General features: G+C 72.0%; 19 protein-coding genes and 2 riboswitches. Of the genes, 10 read left to right on the top strand and 9 right to left on the bottom strand.

Annotation, left to right across the window (positions count from 1 at the left end; all coding sequences use genetic code 11):
- The first annotated feature begins 27 nt into the window (after window positions 1–27).
- Complete coding sequence (locus F7Q99_RS06285; RefSeq protein WP_153460420.1) at window positions 28–1,281, top strand: L,D-transpeptidase; 1,254 nt, start codon at window positions 28–30, stop codon at window positions 1,279–1,281.
- Between the two features lie 7 nt (window positions 1,282–1,288).
- On the opposite strand, the gene F7Q99_RS06280 is transcribed toward F7Q99_RS06285, so the two are convergent.
- The 5 genes from F7Q99_RS06280 to ctaE all read right to left on the bottom strand — a co-directional run bounded on the left by F7Q99_RS06280 (window position 1,289) and on the right by ctaE (window position 6,110).
- Window positions 1,289–1,660 carry a GntR family transcriptional regulator gene (locus F7Q99_RS06280; protein WP_326846329.1) on the bottom strand — a complete coding sequence of 124 codons (372 nt, stop codon included), beginning with the start codon at window positions 1,658–1,660 and terminating at the stop codon, window positions 1,289–1,291.
- A 111-nt stretch (window positions 1,661–1,771) separates the two neighbouring features.
- Entirely contained in the window at window positions 1,772–3,436 is a 1,665-nt protein-coding gene (qcrB, locus tag F7Q99_RS06275; protein ID WP_153460418.1) for a cytochrome bc1 complex cytochrome b subunit, read from the bottom strand.
- Window positions 3,433–4,485, bottom strand: a complete 1,053-nt coding sequence (gene qcrA, locus F7Q99_RS06270) for a cytochrome bc1 complex Rieske iron-sulfur subunit (RefSeq protein WP_195911002.1) — start codon at window positions 4,483–4,485, stop codon at window positions 3,433–3,435. The genes qcrB and qcrA overlap by 4 nt, the downstream gene beginning before the upstream one ends.
- 8 nt (window positions 4,486–4,493) lie before the next feature.
- On the bottom strand, window positions 4,494–5,303 hold the full coding sequence (gene qcrC, locus F7Q99_RS06265) for a cytochrome bc1 complex diheme cytochrome c subunit (protein WP_326846328.1): 810 nt from the start codon (window positions 5,301–5,303) through the stop codon (window positions 4,494–4,496).
- 186 nt (window positions 5,304–5,489) lie between these two features.
- Window positions 5,490–6,110: an aa3-type cytochrome oxidase subunit III gene (ctaE, locus tag F7Q99_RS06260; protein ID WP_153460416.1), complete on the bottom strand. Its 621-nt coding sequence runs from the start codon at window positions 6,108–6,110 to the stop codon at window positions 5,490–5,492.
- Window positions 6,111–6,507: 397 nt separating this feature from the next.
- On the opposite strand from ctaE, the gene F7Q99_RS06255 reads away from it, so the two are divergent.
- Both F7Q99_RS06255 and trpD read left to right on the top strand, forming a co-directional pair.
- Complete coding sequence (locus tag F7Q99_RS06255) at window positions 6,508–6,933, top strand: response regulator (protein ID WP_153460415.1); 426 nt, start codon at window positions 6,508–6,510, stop codon at window positions 6,931–6,933.
- A gap of 117 nt (window positions 6,934–7,050) precedes the next feature.
- Window positions 7,051–8,127: an anthranilate phosphoribosyltransferase gene (gene trpD, locus F7Q99_RS06250; RefSeq protein ID WP_153460414.1), complete on the top strand. Its 1,077-nt coding sequence runs from the start codon at window positions 7,051–7,053 to the stop codon at window positions 8,125–8,127.
- A 67-nt stretch (window positions 8,128–8,194) separates the two neighbouring features.
- On the opposite strand, the gene F7Q99_RS06245 is transcribed toward trpD, so the two are convergent.
- A complete protein-coding gene (locus F7Q99_RS06245; protein WP_153460101.1) occupies window positions 8,195–9,418 on the bottom strand; it encodes an IS30 family transposase in 1,224 nt (407 codons plus the stop codon).
- Window positions 9,419–9,546: 128 nt separating this feature from the next.
- A riboswitch (SAM riboswitch) is annotated at window positions 9,547–9,664 on the top strand.
- A gap of 52 nt (window positions 9,665–9,716) precedes the next feature.
- On the opposite strand from F7Q99_RS06245, the gene F7Q99_RS06240 reads away from it, so the two are divergent.
- The gene (locus F7Q99_RS06240) at window positions 9,717–11,081 is read left to right on the top strand and encodes an aminotransferase class V-fold PLP-dependent enzyme (protein WP_153460413.1); all 1,365 of its coding nucleotides are present in this window, start codon (window positions 9,717–9,719) and stop codon (window positions 11,079–11,081) included.
- 7 nt (window positions 11,082–11,088) lie between these two features.
- On the opposite strand, the gene F7Q99_RS06235 is transcribed toward F7Q99_RS06240, so the two are convergent.
- Together F7Q99_RS06235 and F7Q99_RS06230 are read right to left on the bottom strand one after the other, a co-directional pair.
- Entirely contained in the window at window positions 11,089–11,370 is a 282-nt protein-coding gene (locus F7Q99_RS06235) for an Lrp/AsnC ligand binding domain-containing protein (RefSeq protein WP_326846327.1), read from the bottom strand.
- Between the two features lie 41 nt (window positions 11,371–11,411).
- Complete coding sequence (locus F7Q99_RS06230; protein ID WP_230210164.1) at window positions 11,412–12,188, bottom strand: rhomboid family intramembrane serine protease; 777 nt, start codon at window positions 12,186–12,188, stop codon at window positions 11,412–11,414.
- A 211-nt stretch (window positions 12,189–12,399) separates the two neighbouring features.
- On the opposite strand from F7Q99_RS06230, the gene F7Q99_RS06225 reads away from it, so the two are divergent.
- The 6 genes from F7Q99_RS06225 to F7Q99_RS06200 all read left to right on the top strand — a co-directional run bounded on the left by F7Q99_RS06225 (window position 12,400) and on the right by F7Q99_RS06200 (window position 19,623).
- Window positions 12,400–12,678, top strand: a complete 279-nt coding sequence (locus tag F7Q99_RS06225; RefSeq protein WP_153460412.1) for a hypothetical protein — start codon at window positions 12,400–12,402, stop codon at window positions 12,676–12,678.
- Window positions 12,679–13,004: 326 nt separating this feature from the next.
- Entirely contained in the window at window positions 13,005–14,294 is a 1,290-nt protein-coding gene (locus tag F7Q99_RS06220; RefSeq protein ID WP_153465862.1) for an NYN domain-containing protein, read from the top strand.
- 210 nt (window positions 14,295–14,504) lie between these two features.
- Window positions 14,505–15,542 carry a C40 family peptidase gene (locus tag F7Q99_RS06215; RefSeq protein WP_153460411.1) on the top strand — a complete coding sequence of 346 codons (1,038 nt, stop codon included), beginning with the start codon at window positions 14,505–14,507 and terminating at the stop codon, window positions 15,540–15,542.
- A gap of 330 nt (window positions 15,543–15,872) precedes the next feature.
- Window positions 15,873–16,026: riboswitch (cyclic di-AMP (ydaO/yuaA leader) on the top strand.
- A 10-nt stretch (window positions 16,027–16,036) separates the two neighbouring features.
- Window positions 16,037–17,170, top strand: coding sequence for an NlpC/P60 family protein (locus F7Q99_RS06210; protein WP_326846325.1), 1,134 nt, complete (start codon window positions 16,037–16,039; stop codon window positions 17,168–17,170).
- Between the two features lie 228 nt (window positions 17,171–17,398).
- Entirely contained in the window at window positions 17,399–18,442 is a 1,044-nt protein-coding gene (locus F7Q99_RS06205) for a C40 family peptidase (protein WP_153460410.1), read from the top strand.
- Window positions 18,443–18,591: 149 nt separating this feature from the next.
- A complete protein-coding gene (locus tag F7Q99_RS06200; RefSeq protein ID WP_153460409.1) occupies window positions 18,592–19,623 on the top strand; it encodes a hypothetical protein in 1,032 nt (343 codons plus the stop codon).
- Here F7Q99_RS06200 and F7Q99_RS06195 read toward each other — a convergent pair.
- Window positions 19,620–20,984: a glycosyltransferase family 87 protein gene (locus F7Q99_RS06195; RefSeq protein ID WP_326846324.1), complete on the bottom strand. Its 1,365-nt coding sequence runs from the start codon at window positions 20,982–20,984 to the stop codon at window positions 19,620–19,622. The two genes, F7Q99_RS06200 and F7Q99_RS06195, sit on opposite strands and share 4 nt — an antisense overlap.
- Between the last annotated feature and the right edge of the window lie 206 nt (window positions 20,985–21,190).

Raw genomic sequence — 21,190 nt, 5'->3', positions numbered from 1 at the left:
CAATCGTGCGAACCCTCGGAGGCGGTCATGGCCGACAGGCGCGGAATCGCAGCTCTCGGCGGCATCTCGCTGACTCTCGCAGTGCTGACCCCGCTCGCCGCCTGCTCCGGCGGAGACGAACCCGCCAGGCCCCACAAGGTCGACGCGGCCCGGCTCGTCCGTCTCTCGGCCGAGGGCAAGGTCGACCCGTCCCAGTCGGTCACCGTGACCGCCGTGCAGGGCAGCCGGCTGACCGACGTCACCGTGGTCGGCCCGGACGGCCGGGTGGTGGCCGGCAAGCTCGCCGAGGACCAGCGCAGCTGGCAGACCACCGGCCGGCTGAAGGCCTCCACCGCCTACACCGTCCGGATCGCCGCCGACGACGGCAAGGGCGGCCGGGGCGACACCACCGCGGGCTTCAGCACCCTCGCCGCCCAGCGCCTGCTCACCGCCAAGCTGGGCCCGGACTCCTCCGGCACCGGTGTCTACGGGGTCGGCCAGCCGCTCACCGTGCAGCTCTCCGAGGCGGTGAAGGATCCGCAGGCCCGTCAGGAGGTCGAGCGGGCCCTCACCATCACCTCCCAGCCCGCCGTCACCGGCGCCTGGTACTGGGTGGACGACAAGAACCTGCACTTCCGCCCGCAGGAGTACTGGCCGGCCGGTACCACCGTGGGCCTGGCCTTCGACGGCACCGGCAGCCGGATCGCCGACGGCCTCTACGGCGGTGACCGCAGCAGCCTGAAGCTGCGGATCGGGGCGCGGGTCGAGTCTGTGGTCGACGCCGCGGCCCACGAGCTCACCGTCAAGCGCGACGGCGCGGTGATCCGGACCATCCCGGTGACCACCGGCAAGCCCGGCTTCGACACCCGCAACGGCGTCAAGGTGGTGCTCGGTCAGGAGCGCTCGGTCCGGATGAGCGGCGAGACGATCGGGATAGCGGCCGGCAGCTCGGAGTCCTACGACCTGAACGTCGAGTGGGCCACCCGGGTGACGTGGAGCGGCGAGTACGTCCACGCGGCGCCCTGGTCCGTCGGCTCGCAGGGCGTGGACAACGTCAGCCACGGCTGCACCGGCATGAGCACCGACAACGCCAAGTGGTTCTACGAGAACACCCGGGTGGGGGACCTGGTGACGGTGGTCAACAGCCGCGGCGCCACGATGGAGCCGTTCGGCAACGGCTTCGGGGACTGGAACGTCTCCTGGGCGGACTGGGTCAGGCACAGCGCCCTCGGACAGCCCGTCAGCACCACCGTCCCGCTCTCCCAGGCTCCCGCCGCCGGGATGATCCGCCCGGAGATCTGAGCGGCCCTCAGCCCTCCCGGAAGGCCAGCCGCAGGGCGGTCTCCACCGCGGCCAGGGCGTCCGCGGGCGACAGCCCGAGCCGGTGTGCCCGCTCGGCGTACTCGGTCGCCGCGGCGGCGGCGAGCCGGTGCGCGGTGTCGCCGGTGGCGGCGATCAGCGTGCCGCGCCGGCCGTGCGTCTCCACCACGCCGTCCGCCTCCAGCTCCCGGTACGCGCGGGCGACCGTCCCGGCGGCCAGCCCCAGTTCCTCGGCCAGGGCCCGGACGGTGGGCAGCCGCAGCCCGACCGGCAGTTCGCCGGACCGGGCCCGCTCGGCGATCTGGGCCCGGATCTGCTCGTACGGGGGAGTGGTGGAGGCGGGGTCGACGGTCAGCTGCACAGGAGCTCCAGGGATGCGAGGGGTCATGGCGAACCGGGAACGCCCGAGGGCCGCCGACCAGAAGAAGTCTGGTCAGCGGCCCTCGGGTGTGACGCTGCGGTGCGTACGGGATCAGTGGTGGCCGTGGCCGCTGGTGATCTCGTGGTGCTCCTCGGCGGTGGGCTTGGGGATCTGGCTGCCCTCGCCGTAGAAGCCGCGGGACAGCTTGGCCCGGGTGCGGGTGAAAACGCCGGCCTTGCGGGCCACGCCGTTCTCGTCCCGCTGGGCCGGCAGCTCGACCGGCTGGATCTGCTCGTGCGCGGTGAGCTTGTAGAGGTCCTGCTGCGGCAGCTGCGCGTGCACCTCGACGAACTCGCCGTGCGGCAGGCGCTTGATGACGCCCGTCTCGCGGCCGTGCAGCACCTTCTCCTTGTCGCGGCGCTGGAGGCCGAGGCACCAGCGCTTGGTGACGATGAAGGTGATGACCGGGACGGCGAAGAAGCCGACGCGGACGAAGTAGGTGATGGCGTTGAGCGACAGGTGCAGGTGGGTGGCGAACAGGTCGTTGCCACCACCGATCAGCAGCACCAGGTACAGGCTGATCCAGGCGGCACCGAGCGCGGTACGGACCGGGGCGTTGCGCGGGCGGTCCAGGATGTGGTGCTCGCGCTTGTCGCCGGTGATCCAGCCCTCGATGAACGGGTAGGCGCCGATCGCGACCAGCACCAGCGGGAAGACCACCATCAGCGGGATGAAGACACCCAGGTTGAGGGTGTGGCCGCCCCAGACGCTGATCTCCCAGCCCGGCATGACACGGATCAGGCCCTCGGAGAAGCCCATGTACCAGTCCGGCTGGGCGTCGGTGGACACCTGGTCGGGGCGGTACGGGCCGTACGCCCAGATCGGGTTGATCGAGGCGATCGCCGAGATGGCGGCGATGATGCCGAACACCAGGAAGAAGAAGCCACCGGCCTTGGCCATGTAGACCGGCATCAGCGGCATGCCGACGACGTTCTTCTCGGTCTTGCCCGGGCCCGCCCACTGGGTGTGCTTGTGGTAGAAGACCAGGATCAGGTGCGCCACCAGCAGGCCGAGCATGATGCCCGGGATCAGCAGCACGTGGATGGTGAAGAACCGCGGCACGATGTCGTGGCCCGGGAACTCGCCCCCGAACAGGAACATCTGGAGGTAGGTGCCGACCAGCGGGGTCGCCAGGAGGGCACCCTCCATGAACCGGATACCGGTACCGGACAGCAGGTCGTCGGGCAGCGAGTAGCCGAAGAAGCCGTCGAACATGCCCAGGATCAGCAGCAGGAAGCCGAAGACCCAGTTGATCTCACGCGGCTTGCGGAACGCGCCGGTGAAGAACACGCGCATCATGTGCACGAGCATCGCGGCCACGAAGACCAGCGCGGCCCAGTGGTGGATCTGGCGGATCAGCAGACCGCCGCGGATCTCGAAGCTGATGTCCATCGTCGACGCGTACGCCTCGGACATCGAGATGCCCTTGAGCGGAACGTACGAGCCGTTGTAGATGACCTCGCCCATGCTGGGCTTGAAGAACAGCGTCAGGTAGACGCCGGTCATGATGATGATGATGAACGAGTAGAGGCAGATCTCGCCCAGCATGAAGGACCAGTGGTCCGGGAAGATCTTGCGCAGGTTGGCCTTGGCGAGGGAGTAGATCCCCAGCCGGCCGTCCGTCCAGTCAGCCGCGGCCTCCCACTTGTTGGCGGGGTTGGCGCGCGTGCTGGCGGGCTTGGCGGCACCGGAGGTGGTGCTGCTCGCGCTACTCATCGAGCACGCTCCCAGTAGCTCGGGCCGACGGGCTCGTCGAAGTCGCCGGTGGCGACCAGGAAGCCCTTCTCGTCAGTGGTGATCTTCAGCTGCGGCAGCGGGTGGCCGGCCGGGCCGAAGATGACGCGTGCACCGTCCGCCAGGTCGAAGGTCGACTGGTGGCAGGGGCAGAGCGCGTGGTGGGTCTGCTGCTCGTACAGGCTGATCGGGCAGCCGACGTGGGTGCAGATCTTGGAGTAGGCGAGGATGCCCTGGAAGCCCAGCTCCTTGGACGTGTCGTCCTTGATGTCCTCCGGCGCGATGCGCACCAGCATCAGGGCGTCCTTGGCGATCCGCTGCTGGAAGTCCTCGTCGTGGGTGTGCAGGCCCTGGGGCATGGCGAAGGTCAGCGAGCCGATCACGATGTCGTCGGCCGTCATCGGAGAGTTGGTGCTCATGTTGATGAGCTGCAGCGGCTTCTGCGGGGTCGCCTCCTTCCAGCCCGTGTCCTTCAGCTTCTTCTCGGGAAGCGGGCCGAGGTCGCGGAGCAGGACCACGCCGGAGAGCGGGACCAGCGCCATCGAGCCGATGAGGGTGTTGCGGATCATCTTGCGGCGGCCGAAGCCGGACTCGGCGGCGCCGGTCCTGAACTGCTGGATGACGTCCGCGCGGACCTCGTCGTCGGCCTCGATCGGGTGACGCTCGGCCGGCATCTCGACGTCCGACATCAGGGTGCGGGCCCAGTGGACCGCGCCCGCGCCGATCAGGAACAGGGCGACGCCCAGGGTCATGCCGAGCGCGAAGTTCAGCGCGCTGACGTGACCGAGCGGGAAGATGTAGACGATCTTGTCCGGATCGATGGCCACGTACGAGGCGATGAAGCCGACGGTGGCGAGCATCGAGATCACGAACATCAGCGAGACCTGGCGCTCGGCGCGCTTGGCGGCCCGCTCGTCGATGTCGGTGCGACGGGGCTCGTGGGCCGGCAGGCCCGGGTCGGCGAACGGGTCGCCGTGGTCGGCCACCTCGCCGGCGGAGCCGTGGGACTCCGGAAGCTTCTCTTCTGACATGTCGTGGCTCATGACTTCTTGGCCTTGGTGGTGTGGGCGGCGACCCAGATCGCGACCGCGATGAGCGTGCCGAGACCGAAGATCCAGCCGAACAGACCCTCGGTCACCGGACCGAGGCTGCCGAGCGTGAGACCACCGGGGTTGGGCTCATCGGAGGTGGTGTGGCGGACGAAGGCCACGATCTGCTTCTTCTGCTCCTCGGGCATGGTGGTGTCCGGGAACGACGGCATGTTCTGCGGGCCGGTCTGCATGGCCTCGTAGATGTGCTTGGCGTCCACGCCCTCCAGCGACGGGGCGTACTTGCCCTTGGTCAGGGCACCGCCCTGGCCGGCGAAGTTGTGGCACTGGGCGCAGTTGGTGCGGAACAGCTCGCCACCCTTGGAGATGTCCTCGGGGTTGGTCGAGGTGTACTGCTCCTTGGTCGGCGTGACCGGGCCGGGGCCGAGCGAGGACACGAAGGCGGCGAGCTGGTCGATCTCCGCCTGCGTGTAGATGTTCTGCTTGCGCGGCACCTGGGCGCCGGGCTGCTGGGCCGGCATGCGGCCGGTGCCGACCTGGAAGTCGACGGAGGCGGAGCCGACGCCGACCAGGCTCGGACCGTCGCTGCTGCCCTGGCCGTTCAGGCCGTGGCAGGAGGAGCAGCCCACGGCGAAGAGCTTCTTGCCCTCATCGATCGCGAGCGACTGCGCGGCGACGTCGGCCTGCGCCTTGTCGGCGGGCGCGAACGCGGCGTACAGCCCCCCGGTTGCCGCCAGGGCGAGAAGTAGGACGACCAGCGCCGCCAATGGGTGGCGCCGTCGTGCGGAGAGCTTTTTCACGGAATAACCCCGGTGTCAGGATCTGGTCGACTGGTGGTTGCACCCGGCGGCCGGTCTGGCCGGCACGAGGCTGCCTGTCTAGGGCTGCGCGCGCGGTCGGTCGGTGGGAGCGTCGCCACCGGCAGAAGCGGCCCTGCGCCGGTGAGGGCGGGGCCGGAGCCGGTGGCCAGCGACCTGATCAGCTGGTTACTTGATCAGGTAGATGGTCGCGAACAGGCCGATCCACACGACGTCGACGAAGTGCCAGTAGTACGACACCACGATGGCGGCGGTGGCCTGCTCGTGCGTGAAGCGCTTGGCTGCGTACGTCCGTCCCAGGACCAGCAGGAAGGCGATCAGACCACCCGTCACGTGCAGACCGTGGAAGCCCGTGGTCAGGTAGAACACCGTGCCGTACGGGTCGGAGGACAGCGAGAGGCCGTCCTCCTTGACCAGCGAGGTGTACTCGAAGATCTGACCGCCGATGAAGATCGCGCCCATGATGAACGTGACCACGAACCAGGCGCGGAGCTTCTTCACGTCCCCGCGCTCGGCGGCGAACACGCCGAGCTGGCAGGTCAGCGAGGAGAGCACCAGGATCGTGGTGTTGACCGAGGAGAAGGGCACGTTGAGGGCGTGCGCCTTCTCGGTCCAGAACTCCGGCCCCTTCACGGAGCGGAGCGTGAAGTACATCGCGAAGAGGGCCGCGAAGAACATCAACTCGGAACTGAGCCAGACGATCGTTCCGACGCTGACCATGTTCGGCCGGTTGACCGATCCGTGCGCGTGCCCGGTTTCTACTGCTGTTGCTGTCGCCACGACGGACATTATGTCGGTCCCTTATTCCGTCTTCACGCCGGGGGGTGTCCCTCGGAGTGTCCGGTGCGTGCGGTATGCCCGCTTGGGGGGCGGCGGGGTGGCCGGACGGCACCTGAGCAGCGGCGTGTCCCTTTTCTGACGATTCCTCGGAGGGCTGTTCGACCCCGTTGCCCAGCGTGTCGTTGCCCGGTCGGCGCAGCGGCCGGAGGTAGGGGACGGGAGCATCCCGTCGGCCGTACGGGTGGACTGGGCGGGGCAGGGTGACGGGCCGTCCTCCGGACGGGTGAGCAACGGGCGCGGCGGCTTGAGAACCAACGTGCGCGAGGGGCCTCGGCGAGAGGGAAAACGGGAGTAGCATCCGGACCAGGCGAACGTGGTCCGGATCACACTTGAGGGAGCAGGGCCCATGGCGTACACGACCGACGAGACGCTCACCGTCCTCGTCTACAGCGACGACCGCAACACCCGCGAGCAGGTGCTGACGGCGCTCGGCCGCCGGCCCGCCGAGGACCTGCCGGAGCTGTCCTACCTGGAGTGCGCGACCACCCCCGCGGTGCTGAAGGCCCTGGAGAAGGGCGGCGTGGACCTCTGCATCCTGGACGGCGAGGCGGTGCCGGCCGGCGGGCTCGGGCTCGGGCGCCAGCTCAAGGACGAGATCTACGGCTGCCCGCCGGTGCTGGTGCTGATCGGCCGGCCGCAGGACTCCTGGCTGGCCGCCTGGAGCCGGGCCGACGCGGCGATCTCCCACCCGGTGGACCCGGTGGCGCTGGCCGGCGCGGTGGCCACGCTGCTGCGGGCGCGCCTGGCCAAGCGGGCGCCCGCCACCCGCTGAGCACTGCCGTCTCACTACTAGAGAAGGCAGCCCCGGAGGCGCCCCGCCGCTGGATAGGCTGACTCCATCCGTACGGGAGTCCCCGCTGTGGGGAACCGACAACAGCTGGAGTCAGCCATGGTGAACGCGAACCCTGCGAACGGCGGTACCGACCCCGCGCAGGTGGTCCGCACCTGGCCGGACCTCCTGGCGGCGCTGTTGAAGGGGGAGGACCTCGACCGCTCGGCCACCGCGTGGGCGATGGACCGGATCATGAGCGGCGAGGCGTCCCCCGTCCAGGTCGCCGGCTTCATGGTCGCGCTTCGGGCCAAGGGCGAGACCGTCGACGAGATCACCGGTCTGGTCGACGCGATGTACGCGCACGCCGAGCCGCTGGACATCCCCGGGCCTGCGGTGGACATCGTCGGCACCGGCGGCGACCGCGCCAAGACCGTCAACATCTCCACCATGTCGGCGATCGTCGCGGCGGCGGCCGGCGCCAAGGTGGTCAAGCACGGGAACCGGGCGTCCTCCTCGGCCAGCGGGTCCTCGGACGTGCTGGAGAAGCTCGGCATCAGCCTGGATCTGTCGGCCCGGCGGGTGGCCGAGGTGGCCGAGGAGGTCGGGCTCACCTTCTGCTTCGCGGCCCGGTTCCACCCGTCGATGCGGCACGCCGCCACCGCCCGGCGTGACCTCGGGGTGCCGACCGCGTTCAACATCCTCGGCCCGCTGACCAACCCGGCCAAGGTGACGGCGCACGCGGTCGGCTGCTTCGACACCCGGCTCGCCGGGCTGATCGCCGGGGTGCTCGCCCGGCGCGGCTCCAGCGCACTGGTGTTCCGCGGCGACGACGGCCTGGACGAGCTGACCGTCACCACCACCTCGCGGGTGTGGATCGTGCGGGACGGGACGGTCACCGAGACCGCCTTCGATCCGCGGGACGTGGGCATCGAGCTCGTCGGCATCGAGGCACTGCGCGGGGCGGACGCCTCGTACAACGCCGAGGTGGCCCGTCGGGTGCTGGCCGGGGAGCGCGGGCCGGTGCGGGACGCCGTCCTGCTGAACACGGCGGCGGCGCTGGTCGCGCTCGACCTGACCGGGGCGCCGCTCGCCGAGCAGCTGGCGGCCGGCATGGAGCGGGCCGCGGCGGCCGTCGACTCGGGTACGGCGCAGGAGCTGCTGCGGCGCTGGTCGGAGGCCACCAGCCGGATGTGACACGGCAGTTGGGGGCCCGCGGGAGTCGGGCGGTTTCTAGTGGTCGTTGCAACACGTGGTCGGTTGTCTAGGCCGCGAGGAGTTTAGCCAGACGCTCGGCTGGGGTTTCCCAGCCGAGCGTTTTGCGTGGGCGGCGGTTGAGCTGGTCGGCGACGGCGGCCAGGTGCTCGGGCGTGTGGACCGACAGGTCGGTGCCCTTGGGGAAGTACTGCCGCAGCAGGCCGTTCGTGTTCTCGTTGGAGCCGCGCTGCCAGGGACTGGCCGGGTCGCAGAAGTAGACCGGGATGTCGGTGGCCAGGCTGAACTCCGCGTGCCTGGCCATCTCGCTGCCCTGGTCCCAGGTCAGGGACCGCTTCAGCTGGACCGGGAGTGTCCGGGCGGTGGCCACTAGGGCGTCGCGGACGGTCTCGGCGGTGTGGTCGCCGGGCAGGTGCAGCAGCATCACGTAGCGGGTCGAACGCTCGACCAGGGTGCCGATCGCGGACTTGTGCTCCTTGCCGAGGATCAGATCGCCCTCCCAGTGGCCGGGGACGGCCCGGTCCTCGGCCTCGGCGGGGCGCTCGCTGATCATGACCATCGGGTCGGTGAAGCGGGAACGCCGGCAGTTGGCCTGCCGCTGGGGCCTGCGGCGGGCCCGGCCTGAGCGCAGGGCACCGGCGAGCTCGCGCCGCAGCTCGCCGCGGCCCTGGACGTAGAGCGCCTGGTAGACGGTCTCGTGGACCACGTGCATCTCCGGCCGGTCGGGGAACTGTCGACGTAGAGCGTGGCAGATCTGCTCCGGGCTCCACTGCTCGTCCAGCATCGCCTGGACGGCGGCGTGCAGCTCGGGGTTCTCGGTGATCTTGCGGGCCTTGGGGCGGGGCCGGCGAGCGTCCGCCCTGGCCTGGGCGGCGTGCGGACGGTAGTGCCACTGCCCGCGAGTGCCCTCGGTGCGGTTGCGGCGGATCTCCCGGCTGATGGTGGACGGACTGCGGCCCAGCTCCGCGGCGATGGCCCGCACGGTGGCCTTCTCCCGCAGCCGGTCGGCGATGTGGATCCGCTCGTCCTCGCTCAGATACCGGGAGACACCGGAAGGCGGCACCACCATGCGAATCGGTGGTGCCGCCTTCTGCCGCTGCTCGGCTCCGCGGCCGTGACGCCACTTCTGGCCGGTCCGGCGGGCGATGCCGACGATCCGGCACGCCTCGGTGTTCGTGTAGCCCTGCTGCATGAGCCGGGAGTATGCCTCCCGTTCCCGGCGCAGCTTCACAGGCCCCTGGGCCGTCCGGTCCTTGCGGATCTCGAAGTCCAATGCATCCCCTGAACTGGGGTGTTGCAACGACTCCTAGAACCCAAGTCGCTCCCGCGGGCCCTTCGCCGTGTCCGAATGGTGGATGTCCGTTTGACCGCTCGCCGGACGCGAACCTAGAGTCTTCGCCAGGTCATGAGTGACAGCGTCAAGCCCCAGCTTGCTGTCCGGCAACCCTCCGTCCGTGGCGGGGTGCCCTGGGTGAGGACCGGGTCGCGCGGCAGTCCGTCCGTGCGGCAAGCGCGGACGCCCGGTGACCAGCACTCCCGGGGTCCCTCGACCTCAGATGGAGTGCATCCTCATGTCTTCTCTCGCCACCGAGACCTGTGCCCCGCTCGCCGTCCTCGGCCACGACGTCCAGGTCCCGCTGGCCGGCGGTGGGAAGGTCGGCTACGCGGCGCTCGACTACGCGGCCAGCTCCCCGGCGCTCCAGCGGGTGTGGGACGACGTCGCCGCGTACGCCCCTTACTACGGCAGCGTGCACCGCGGCGCCGGGTACCTCTCCCAGCTGTCCACCGACCTGTTCGAGCAGAGCCGCCTGACCGTCGAGGAGTTCCTCGACCTCCGCGAGGGCGACCAGGTGGTGTTCACCCGGGCCACCACCGACTCGCTCAACCTGCTCGCCGCCGCCGTGCCGGCCGGCACCCGGGTGTTCGCCTTCGAGACCGAGCACCACGCCTCGCTGCTGCCGTGGGCCCACGCGGGGCTGAGCGTCACCTACCTGCGTGCGCCGCGCTCGCACGCCGAGGCCGTCGCCGCGCTGGACGCCGCGCTCGCCGCGGCGCCCGAGGGCCCCAGGCTGCTCTGCGTCACCGGGGCCTCCAACGTCACCGGTGAGCTGTGGCCGGTCGCCGACCTGACCGCGACCGCGCACCGGCACGGCGCCCGGGTCGTGCTGGACGCCGCGCAGCTCGTCCCGCACCACCGGGTCTCGGTGGCCGAGCTGGACGTCGACTGGATCGCCTTCTCCGGCCACAAGATCTACGCGCCGTTCGGCGCCGGGGTGCTGGCCGGCCGGGCGGACTGGCTGGACGCGGCCGAGCCGTACCTGGCCGGCGGCGGCGCGACCCGGACGGTGGCCCGGGAGACCGACGGCTCGGTGGCCGTCGAGTGGCGCACCGGCCCGGCACGGCACGAGGCCGGCTCGCCGAACGTGATCGGCGCCTACGCCATCGCCTCAGCCTGCCGGGCGCTGTCCGAGGCGGGCTTCGACGCGCTGGAGGCCCGCGAGCAGGCGCTGATCGCCCGGCTGAAGGCGGGGCTGGCGGAGATTCCGCAGGTCAGGGTGCTGAGCCTGTTCGGCCCGGTCTCGGCGCGAGTGGGCGTGCTGTCCTTCGTCGTCCAGGGCTGGAACAGCTCGCACTTCTCGGCCGCGCTCTCCGCCGAGTACGGCATCGGCGTGCGGGACGGCCTGTTCTGCGCGCACCCGCTGGTGCGGACCCTGCTGAACGACGAGGCGCCGGCCGTGGTCTCGACGTGTGGCGCTCCCGACCCGTCGCTGCCGGGCGAGCGCAGCCTGAACGCGATCCGGGTGAGCTTCGGGGCCGGGACGCCGGACGAGCACATCGACCGCTTCCTGACCGCCGTCCGCGAGCTGGTCACGGACGGCGCCGCGTGGAACTACCGCAACGAGGACGGCCGTTGCGTCGCCGACACCCGTCGTTGAGGGGCCGCTACTCGTCGAGGCCGAGGGCGAACGCGGCCTCCAGGTCGTGCTGGGAGTAGGTGCGGAAGGCGATCTGGGTCTCGGTGTGGGCCACGCCCGGGATCTTGTTCAGCCGGCCCGGGATGACGTCGGCCAGGTCGTCGTGCCTGCGCACCCGGACCATCGCCACCAGGTCGTAGCCGCCGGTCACCGAGTACACCTCGCTGACGCCCTCGATGGCCGCGATGGCCTCGGCGATCTCCGGGATGCGGTCGACACTGGTCTTGATCAGGACGATGGCGGTGATCACAGTTCCGGCTCCTTCGTGGGGTGCCGACAGGGTATCGGGCGTCAGCCGGGTCGTCGCGGGGGACGGCCGACCACGGTGCAGGCGTAGAGGAAGCCGGCCGAGAAGCCGATCACGTGGACCAGATAGGCGACGCCGGGGCCGGCCGCGTGCACCGACCACCCCTGCAGGACGAACCAGAGGCCGAGCACCAGCCAGGCCGGGAAGCGCAGCGGCAGGAAGAGCAGCAGCGGGACGAGCGTGGTCACCCGGGAGCGCGGATGGAAGCGCAGGTAGGCGCCCAGCACGCCGGAGATCGCACCGGAGGCGCCGATCAGCACCCGGGTCGAGTCCGGCGAGTGCGCCTCGGCGAGGGCGAAGCCGTACGTGGCCAGGCTGCCGACGGCCAGGTAGAAGAGGGTGAAGCGGGCCCGGCCGAGCCGCCGTTCGACGGTGGGGCCGAAGACATAGAGGAAGAGCAGGTTGCCCGCCAGGTGCAGCCAGCCGGCGTGCAGGAAGAGCGCGCTGAGGACGGAGAGCGCCGGGTGCTTGCCCGGGGTGGCGGCGGCCGGGCAGCCGGGGACCGGGTCCTCGGCCAGCTGCTCGGCGGAGAGCGGGCGTCCGGCGAGCAGTTCGGCGGGGACGGCGCCGAAGCGCTGCTCGTACCGCTGCTCGGCGCAGACCCGGGCCTGCCCGCTGCCGTAGAGCGGGTTGAGCCCGGCGGCCGGGCCGAGCAGGAAGACCAGGGTGTTGACCGCGATGAGGGCGTAGGTGACCGCCGGGGCGGGCACGGCCGGGCCGCCGTCCCGCATGTCGGTGTGGCCGGGGGCCGCGAGCGCCATGCGGTCAAGCATCCCTCCGGGCGCCCTTTGTAACACCGTGTTGTACGGCAGGTGGACTAGAGCCCGACTCCCGCTCCGGATCCCGCGAACCGGTGGCCGTGATGGTTGCCCCAGGCAATAGGCTTGGGCCGGGCATTCCCGCCTCCCGCCGCCGACGCCGGGGCCCCGGGGGAGCGCCCAGCCCATCCAGGGACCACCCGAGAGGACCCCGATGACCGTCCCCGCCCTGACCGCCGAGACGCGCTGGCGCTGCACCCTGTGCGGCAACCTCACCCGCTTCGACGTGACCCGCACCGCGCGGGTGACCGAGTTCCTGCACTTCGACCTGGCCGGCGAGTCCAAGGTCGAGGAGACCGAGGTCCTGAACGAGACGATCGAGTCGGTGCGCTGCCGCTGGTGCAACGCGGTGGACCAGGTCGAGCTGGTCGCCCGCCCGGGGGCAGAGGGCGCTGAGGCAGAGGGCGCTGAGGCCGCGGCCGAACAGGGCTGATGCCCCGCCGGTGCGGTGGACGGCGCGCGGCGCGGGCGTCCGCCGCACGGGACAATACAGACAGGACGCACGGAGCGTGACGACAGCGGCGGCGGCCGCGGGGCCGTGCGCGTTGGACCAGGATCGGAGCCGAGGACGTGGTGGACGCAGCGAGGGAGCCCACCGGGCCGCAGGGGCGCCAGCCCGCTGCGGGCGGGCGGGCGCCGGCCGCTGAGGCGGCGGAGACCGTCGTCGGGGCCACCTCGTCCGAGGCCGTCGAGGCCGCCGAGGCCGGCTCCGGGGCCGAGGAGGCGGCGGGCCGCCCGGTCGAGAAGCTCGACCGGCCGCTGCCCGAGGGAGTACGCCGGCGCGTGGTCGGCCTGGCGGCGGACGCGCTCGGCGGAATGCCTCCGGGCGAGCTGCCGCAGAGCCTCCGTCAGTACGCGAAGTTCACCCCTGTGCGGCGCGCCAAGTACGCGGCCACCGCGCTGGCCGCGGCGCTGGAGTCGGAGCCGGCCTTCCGGGTGCGGATAGCGGAACGGCTGCGGCTCGGGCAGCCGGACCTGGTGAAGGCGCTGGAGTCGGGCAGCGTCCCCGGCGCCGCCGATCCGATGGACGTCGCGGCCGCCGCCTACCTGGTGCGGTCGGCGGGCTGGAGCCGGCTGGTCGCCGAGGCCGGCGAGGAGGCCGAGCGGGCCGACGCCGAGGGCGCGGCGGCGGAGGCGGCCCGGCTGGCGGAGAAGCTCCAGGCCGAGCTGACCGAGGTGCGTGCGGCCGCGCGGGCGGACCTGGACCGGCAGCGGGCCGAGTCGGAGGACGTCCGCCGGGAGGCCGACGCGCTGCGCCGGAAGATGCGGTCGCTGGAGAGCGACACCCGCCGGGCGCAGGCCGAGACCCGCCGGCTGGCCGGGGAGCTGGAGACGCTGCGGGCGCAGGCGGCGGCCGAGCGCAGCGCCGCCGAGAGCGAGGCGCGGCGGCTGCGGCACCGGGTCTCCGAGCTGGAGAACGCCGCCGAGCAGGGCCGCCGGTCGGCTCGCGAGGGGCGCAGCGTCGAGGACATGCGGCTGCGGCTGCTGCTGGACACCGTGCTGCAGTCGGCGCAGGGGCTCCAGCGGGAGCTGGCGCTGCCGGTGTCGCAGATCCGCCCGGCGGACCTGGTGGAGGCGGTGGTGCCGGGTGCGGCCTCGCCGCACGACGTGGCCCGGCGCGGGCTGGCGGAGGACGATCCGGCGCTGCTGGACCAGCTGCTGGCGATCCCGCAGGTGCACCTGGTGGTGGACGGCTACAACGTGACCAAGACCGGCTATCCGACGCTGCCGCTGGAGCAGCAGCGGATCCGGCTGCTGGGCGGGCTGGCGATGCTGGCCCAGCGCACGCAGGCGGAGGTCACCTGTGTGTTCGACGGGCAGGACCTGGACGTGCCGGTCATCATGGCGCCGCCGCGCGGGGTTCGGGTACGGTTCAGCCGGACCGGCGAGACGGCGGACGAGCTGATCCGCCGCCTGGTGCGGGCCGAGCCGCAGGGCCGCCCGGTGGTGGTGGTCTCCACCGACCGGGAGGTGGCGGAGGGCGTGCGGAAGGCCGGCGCGCGCCCCGTCGCCTCGGTGCTGCTGCTGAATCGGCTGGCCCGGCCCTGACCGGGGGTGACCCCCTTCGGATCGGGATGATGCCTGGTCAGAACCCTTTTCGGGGGGATGGGGGGATCTGGTGAAGTCACTCTGAAGGTGTGAGTTCACGCCTTCGAGGGAGTGGCGGAACGCTTAGATCTTCACTAGGGTCTGGCGTCAAACCTATTTTCCGGATTCTCACTCGATCGGGTGAGGCCGATGGAAGAAGGAGCCCGTCCCTTGGCCTCCCACCGCCGTCCCAAGCAGCCGAGCCGCGCGCGGGTCTCCGTGCTCACCGCTGCCGCTGCGACCGCGGTCGCCCTCTCCGCCCAGGTGGCCGCGCACGCCGCGCCGCAGCCGAACAAGTCGGACGTCAAGGCGCAGATCGACCAGCTCCAGCAGGAGCAGGAGCAGGCGGCGGAGAAGTTCAACGGCGCCAAGGAGCGGGCCGACCAGCTGCGCAAGCAGGCCGACCAGCTGCAGGACCAGGTGGCCCGCGGCCAGGAGCAGATGACCCAGCTTCAGGCCGGCCTCGCGGGCGTGGCGGGCGAGCAGTACCGCACCGGCGGCATCGACCCGTCCGTGCAGCTGATGCTCTCCTCCGACCCGGCCGGCTACCTGGACAAGGCCTCCAGCGTGCAGCAGGCCAGCACCAGCGAGGCCGAGGCGCTCAAGGGCCTGCTGGACCAGCAGCGCCGGCTGGACCAGGAGAAGGCCGAGGCCGCCGCGGTGCTCGCCTCGCTCGACGCCACCACCAAGGACCTGAACCAGGCCAAGGCGGACGTCAACCAGAAGCTCAAGGCGGCGCAGGACCTGCTGAACTCGCTCAGCGCCTCCGAGCGCGCCGCGCTGCGCGCCCAGCAGGCGCAGGACGACCGCGCCTCGCGCGGCAGCGACCGGGTCGACCTCAGCAACCTGCCGCCGGCGAGCGGGTACGCGGCCGTGGCCGTCGCCAAGGCGATGAGCAAGCAGGGCTCGCCGTACGTGTGGGGCGCCACCGGGGAGAACACCTTCGACTGCTCGGGCCTGATGGTCTGGGCGTACGGGAAGGCCGGCGTCTCGCTGCCGCGCACCTCGCAGGAGCAGGGCGACGTCGGCACCCGGGTGCCCTCGCTGGACCAGGCCCAGCCGGGCGACCTCGTCATCTACGGCAGCGACCGGCACCACGTCGGGATGTACATCGGCAACGGCATGGTGGTGCACGCGCCGCACACCGGTGACGTGGTCAAGGTGATGAAGGCCGACGCGATGCCGATCAACACCATCCGCCGGGTCTGACGGCCCGACACCGAGGAGTCGTCGCCCCTGTGATCCGCGCCACCTCTGCACGGGGTGGCGCGTTCGCTTCTGTTCGCGCCGTACCCCAATTGGTGATCGGTGATCAGCTTTGCGTACGGCGGCGATCACCATCGGTCATCTTCACAAATGAACTTGGTTCCTCTACCGCTTTTTTTCTGACAAGGATTTGAACGGATCACGGTTCAGTTACTAGGGTCGTGCCCCGAACCACCGCACTGTCGATCACCCAGCCAGGGTGGCGGCGGTGGTTTCCGTCGAGTTCGTGAAGCAGCGGGGCAGGTCGAAGCGCCTGTCCGACGGGGAGCCCAGTGGTCGGGGGAGCTGTGGAACGGAGCCGGGGAACCACGTTCCTCCGGGGTGAATCGGCGCCAGGTCGGCCGGTGGAACGGCTGTGAGGCGTCGTAGGGCATGCTTCCGGCCCGAACCCGTCAGCTCACCCGGTAGGCGGACCTAGGAAGAAGGAGCCCGCCTTCGTGGCGTCCCATCGTCGTCCCAAGCCCGCCAGCCGCACCCGTGTGTCCATCCTGACCGGTGTCGCCGCTGCAACCGTCGCCCTCTCCGCGCAGTCCGGTGCCCACGCCGACCCGGCGCCGACCAAGGACCAGGTCAAGGAGCAGGTCGACCAGCTCAACGAGCAGGCCGAGGTCGCGACGGAGAAGTTCAACGCCGCCCAGGCCAAGCAGCAGGAGCTGCAGAAGCAGGTCGGCAGCCTGCAGGACCAGGTGGCGCGCCAGCAGGCGCAGGTGACCGACCTGCAGGGCGGACTCGCCGAGATCGCCGGCGAGCAGTACCGCAACGGGGGCATATCCCCGACCGTCCAGCTGATGTTCTCCGCCAGCCCGGACAACTTCCTCAGCCAGGCCGACGCCCTGAACCAGGCCGGCAGCACCCAGAAGGGTCAGCTGAAGGAGCTCCAGGAGCAGCAGCGCAAGCTCGACCAGGACCGCAACGAGGCCCAGGCCAAGCTCGCCGAGCTGGACACCACCACGCAGCAGCTCAAGACCGCCAAGGAGGAGGTCCAGGGCAAGCTCAGGGCCGCCCAGGACCTGCTCAACACCCTGACCGAGCAGGAGCGCCAGGCGCTCCGCGCGGCCGAGGAGAAGGCCGCCGCCGACGCGAAGGCCAAGGCGGACGCCGCCAAGGCCGCCCAGCAGGCCGCCGACCGCGCCTCCCGCGACAGCACCCGCACCGGCCTGGGCTCGCAGCCGAGCTCCTCGCCGAGCTCCTCGCCGGTCGCCAAGCCGGCCCCCGGCAGCTCGCACGGTGCCGCCGCGCTGTCCTACGCCGCCAGCAAGGTCGGCAGCCCGTACGGCTGGGGCGACACCGGCCCGAACTCCTTCGACTGCTCCGGCCTGATGGTCTGGGCGTTCGACCAGGCCGGCGTGTCGCTGCCGCGCACCTCGCAGGAGCAGGCCCACGCCGGCACCCGGATCGGTACGGACCTCTCCCAGGCCCAGCCCGGCGACCTCCTGATCTTCTTCAGCGACGCCCACCACGTCGGCATCTACGCCGGCAACGGCCAGGTGCTGCACGCGCCGAAGCCGGGCGCCTACGTCCGCTACGAGGCGGTCTCGAACATGCCGCTCTCCGCCATCGTGCGCGTCTGATCCCCCTTCAGGCCCTCGCAGGCCCGGTCTTCCACCACGGAAGGCCGGGCCTGCGGCTTTTCCCCGGACTCGGACTGATGTCCGATTAGATGTCAAATATTCGGGTTGGGAAGGGTTTGGACTCGGTTGCCCGGACTCGCTAACGTCTGCCACCGGACTCCCGCTTCCAGGCCGCCCGCTCCGGTGCGGCGGCGGGGCCGTGCCGCAGGATTTGGAGCCGCCGCCGTCATGCCCGTGCACCGCCGTTCCCAACTGCTCGCCCGTGCGCTGGTACTGACCGCGGCCGCCACCACCGCCCTCGGCGTCACCGCCGGCGGCAGCGCCCACGGCGCCCCCGTGCCGGACGCGCCGAACCGCGGCGACGTCAAGGCGCAGGTCGAGCAGCTGTACAACGAGGCCGAGCAGGCGTCGGAGAAGTACAACGCCGCCCAGGAGGCCCAGCAGCGGCTCCAGGGCGAGACCACCATCCTCCAGGGCGAGATGGCCGTCGCCCAGGACCAGCTCAACCAGCTGCGCGGCGACCTCGCCACGGTGGCCGGCGCCGAGTACCGCGGCGGCGGCATGACCCGGGCCGTCCAGCTGATGCTCGCCACCGACCCGGACGGGTACCTCACCCGGGCCCGCACCCTCGACCAGGCCGCCGAGCGGCAGAACGACACGCTGCACGAGCTGGTCACCCGCCAGCGCCGGCTCGACCAGCGCCGCGCCGAGACCACCGGCAAGCTCGCCGAGCTCGACCAGGCCCGGCGCTCGCTCGCCGACAGCAAGGAGCAGATCCAGCAGCGGCTCGCCAAGGCCCAGAAGCTGCTCAACGGCCTGGGTGCCACCGAGCGGACCCGGATGGCCGCGCAGGACGCCCACGAGGCCGAGCAGCGCGCCACCCGGGGCACCGACCGGCTGGACCTCGGCACCGTCCCGCCGGCCTCCGACCGCGGCGCGGCGGCGCTGGCGGCCGCCGTGAGGATGATCGGATCCCCGTACGTCTACGGATCCGCCGGGCCCCGCACGTTCGACTGCTCCGGTCTGATGTACTACAGCTGGCGGCAGGCGGGAGTGACCCTGCCGCGCACCTCGCAGGCCCAGGCATACGCCGGCCAGCGGGTCAGCCTCTCCGAAGCGCGACCGGGAGACCTCGTGATCTTCTACCGGGACATGCACCACGTCGGCATGTACGCCGGCGGCGGGGTGATCGTGCACGCCCCCTACCCGGGCGCCAAGGTCCGCTACGAGAGCGTCAACGCGATGCCGGTCGCCGGGGTGGTCCGGCTCTGAGCCCGACCCCGGCCGCGATACGGTCCTGCGTCCTCTCCCGCCGCGGCGCGCTGCTGCTCGCGGCCGGCGGGCTGGTCCAGCTGTCCCTGCCGCCCGCCGCCCCCGCGGCGCCCGCCCGGGGCCGCGCGGCGGCGGAAGGGCGCGCCGAGGTGGCGGCGCTGCTGGACGAACGGGCACGGGCCCTGCCCGGCGCGTCCGGGCTGCCGCTCGCCGAGGCCGGCTACCGCAATCTGCTGCTCGCCGCGGACGGCGGTCCGGACCGGCTGACCGTCGCGGCCGACCTGGCCGTCCGGGTCGCCGGGTACGACGAATACCCCACGGTGTACCCGCGCCGCCTCGCGCTGGCACGGGCCGGCGACGGCTGGCGGGTCGAACGGGAGGAGAGCGCGAGCGGGCCCCCGGCGCTCTGGGACCTCGGCACCGGTCGGTCCGCGCAGGGCGCGCACTGCCTGGTGCTGGGCCTGGCCGACGGTCCCGACCCGGCCGGCCTGCTCGCGGTCGGCGACCGGGCCGCCCCCGCGGTCAGCGCGGTCTGGGGCGCCGGCTGGGCAGGCCGCCTGCTGCTCGAACTGCCCGCCACCGAAGCGCAGTTCGCCCGCCTGCTGGAGGCCGACCCGGCCGGCTGGACGGGCATGGCGGCGGTCACCGTGGCCGCCCCCGGTGCACCCCGGCACGCCCCGGCGGACCGGGTGCTGATCAACCCCGAGACGTACGGGCGGCTCAGCGACTTCGGCCGGCAGGCCGTCGTCACCCACGAGGCCACCCACGTCGCGACCCGGGCCGACACCCGCGCCTGGACGCCGCTCTGGCTCTCGGAAGGCGTCGCCGACTGGACGGCCTACCGGGACTGCGGCCGCTCGCCCCGGCAGATCGCCCCCGAGCTGGCCCGTGACGTCGCCGCAGGGAAGCCGCCCACCGCGCTGCCCGCAGACCGCGACTTCACCGCTGGTGCCACCGGCATCGCCCAGGCCTACGAGCAGGCCTGGCTCGCCTGCGAGCTGATCGCCCAGCGCCACGGCCCCGACCGGCTGGTCGGCCTCTACCGGGCGGTCGGCGCGGACGACGGCGCCGGGGAGGACCGGGAGCGCCGGCTGGACCGGCTGCTCCGCGCCGAACTGGGCGTCGGGACGGCCGAGTTCACCAGGCTCTGGCTGGCCGAGGTGGCCACGCTGGCCGGCTAACGACCGGCCGGGGTGTTCGGGCGGTCGATGCCGTCCAGCAGGTCCTGCTCGTAGGCGATGCCCGGGCGCACCGGGTACGCGGCGGCCGCGACCGGCTCGGGCTCGGCCAGCACCACCGTCGGCGGCAGCAGCCGGTCCGGCCCGCGGGTGGAGCGCCAGAGCCGGACGCAGGACAGCACGGTGGCGGCCAGCAGCAGCAGGTTGCGCGCGCTCAGCACGGCGACGGCCGACGGCTCGCTGGCGAGGATCCGGTTGAACATCAGCGGGAACTCGACGAGCGTCAGCGGGCTGGCGAGCAGGATCAGCACCGCCACCGGCCGCTGGCTGGTGCCGTGCACGGTCAGGCAGACCGCCGCGACGCCGATCAGCCACACCACGTACTGCGGGCTGATCACCCGGCTGGTGACGGTGAAGATGAGCAGCGCGGTCAGCGCCGCGTCGTACATCGTGGCGGCGTTGCGGCGCCGGGCGGTGAAGCGCCACAGCAGCAGCCAGACGAAGCCCAGCACGGTGCCGGCGATCATGACCTTGCCGATGACGCCGACCCAGGGGCCGAGCATCTCCGGCGAGCCGTAGTTCATCGTCACCCTGCCGTCCCAGGCGCCCGCGAGCCGGGCGTAGTGCAGCGGCAGCGCGCCGAGCGACTCCACCTCGATGCCGCGCTCCTTCTGGAACGCCAGGAAGTCGAAGGCGCCGTTCATCCCGGCCGCGAGCAGGAAGCCCACCGAGACGGCGGTGGCCGCCGCGAGCGTCCAGGAACGGCGGGTGCGGCGCCCGGAGGGGGTGCCGATCAGGCCGAGCAGCGGCCAGATCTTGATGATCCCGCCGAGGCCCAGCAGCATCCCGCCGACGGCCGGGCGGCGGATCAGCGCCAGCAGACCGGCCAGCGTGATCGCGGTCACGATGACGTCGAAGCGGTTGTAGACCATGGGGCCGAGCAGCGGCACGCCCACCACCCACATCCAGGCGCCGGTCAGCGCCCGGCCCCGGCGCAGGCCCGTGCGCACCAGCAGGGCCGTCGCGGCGACGTCGGCGACCCCGCACATCACCCAGAACGAGACCAGGTACGACCAGGGCAGCAGGCCCGGCAGGAGGATCACCAGGGCCGCGCCGGGCGGGTACTGCCAGGTCACGTCGTCGAACGGGAAGGTGCCGGTCTGCAGGACGCCGTACCAGGCGTGGTAGATCATCCAGACGTCGGCGGTGATGTCCCCGCCGGGCCCCTTCAGCACGCCGGTCATCAGCAGCACCAGCACCGTCCGGGTGGCCACCCAGGTGGCGCCGAGCGCCGCGAGCGCCCCGAGCGGGCGGCCCGCGCGGCCGCGCGAAGAACCGGACTCGGTGGCCGGGGCCAACTCCACTGCGCTCCCTCGTTCGTCTCGGACGTCCCCACCGGAGGCGCCGCGCGACGGACGCCCGGGCCGCCGCCTCAACGGCGCCTAGGTACTAGGACTGACCCGGGTGTGGAACGGTTGCCGTGCGGGGATCCGTTCCCGGCGGGTCACGGTGTTGACCTATCGTACGGATCACCCAGCGGTACACCGAGCACCCCCCGACCGAGCGAGCC

It is taken from the genome of Streptomyces kaniharaensis, from assembly GCF_009569385.1.
In the GTDB taxonomy this organism is placed as follows: domain Bacteria; phylum Actinomycetota; class Actinomycetes; order Streptomycetales; family Streptomycetaceae; genus Kitasatospora; species Kitasatospora kaniharaensis.
Note: the sequence above shows the minus strand (reverse complement) of the source record. Positions and strands in the feature narration are given on the sequence as shown.